2 protein-coding genes are annotated in these 1185 nt (G+C 37.3%); both read left to right on the top strand.

Going from position 1 to position 1185, the window contains the following annotated elements; genetic code table 11:
• The first annotated feature begins 18 nt into the window (after nt 1-18).
• Nucleotides 19-366, top strand: a complete 348-nt coding sequence (gene uraH / locus BFA01S_RS21540) for a hydroxyisourate hydrolase (RefSeq protein ID WP_066235693.1) — start codon at nt 19-21, stop codon at nt 364-366.
• A 113-nt stretch (nt 367-479) separates the two neighbouring features.
• The coding region (gene pucL / locus BFA01S_RS21535) for a factor-independent urate hydroxylase (RefSeq protein ID WP_066235691.1) at nt 480-1185 on the top strand (706 nt) is incomplete at its 3' end.

Below are 1185 nucleotides of genomic sequence, written 5' to 3'. Positions count from 1 at the left end.
CTCGGAGTATGTTGCACTATGAGTTTAACAACACATGTATTAGATCTATCTAAAGGTCTTCCTGCTAAGGAAGTTAAAATCGACTTATGGCGTTTAAATAGTGATAATCGTGAATTGTTAAAAACTGTTCATACTAATAGTGATGGCCGTGTAGATTCTCCACTTTTAACACGTGAAGAAACTGAAGTTGGTCAATACGAATTAGTATTCTACGTAGGTGGATACTTAGCGAACGGTGGAAAAGCAGAAGAGAATGCATTTTTAAATGAAGTTCCGATCCGCTTTGGCATCTCTAATCCAGAAAGCCATTACCACATTCCGCTTTTAGTAGCACCAGGTGGATACAGTACTTATCGCGGTAGCTGATTATTATTAAATAATTAATAGTATATTTAACAGTTCCCGTTTAAAATTTCTTTTAAACGGGAGCTGATAAAATAAAAAAAATAGAAAATACAAGACTTAGGGGGATTTTTATTATGACACAAGCAAGAACAATGTTTTATGGTAAAGGCGATGTATACGTATTCAGAACTTACGCAAACCCGTTAAAAGGTCTAAAACAAATTCCAGAATCAAACTTCACTGAAAAACACAACACAATTTTCGGTATGAACGCTAAAGTTGCACTTAAAGGTGAGCAATTCTTAACTTCTTTCACAGAAGGAGATAACAGCTTAGTCGTTGCTACTGACTCGATGAAAAACTTCATTCAACGTCACGCAGCATCATATGAAGGATCTACTTTAGAAGGTTTCTTAACATATGTTTGTGAGCGCTTTCTTGACAAATATTCTCATTTGGACGCAGTAAGACTTGAAGCTCAAGAATATGCATTCGATGATATTCAAGTGGGAACATCGGAAGGTATTAAAACAAGTGATTTAGTATTCCGTAAATCTCGCAACGAGTACGCAACTGCAACTGTAGAAGTAGCACGTACTGCTAGCGGAACAGAAGTTGTTGACTTATCAAGTGGAATCGCTGATATCCAGCTTATCAAAGTAAGCGGAAGCTCATTCTACGGCTACATCATTGATGAGTACACAACATTAGCAGAAGCTACAGACCGTCCATTATACATCTTCTTAAATATTGGATGGAAATATGAAAGTGAGCAAGATGCATTCGGCGAAAACGCAGCTAACTATGTTGCAGCTGAACAAGTTCGCGACATCGCAGCTA

This window comes from Metabacillus fastidiosus NBRC 101226 (assembly GCF_001591625.1).
GTDB classification, from domain to species: Bacteria; Bacillota; Bacilli; order Bacillales; family Bacillaceae; genus Metabacillus; species Metabacillus fastidiosus.
The sequence above is the reverse complement of the archived record's forward strand: the minus strand, read 5'-3'. Positions and strand labels throughout refer to the sequence as shown.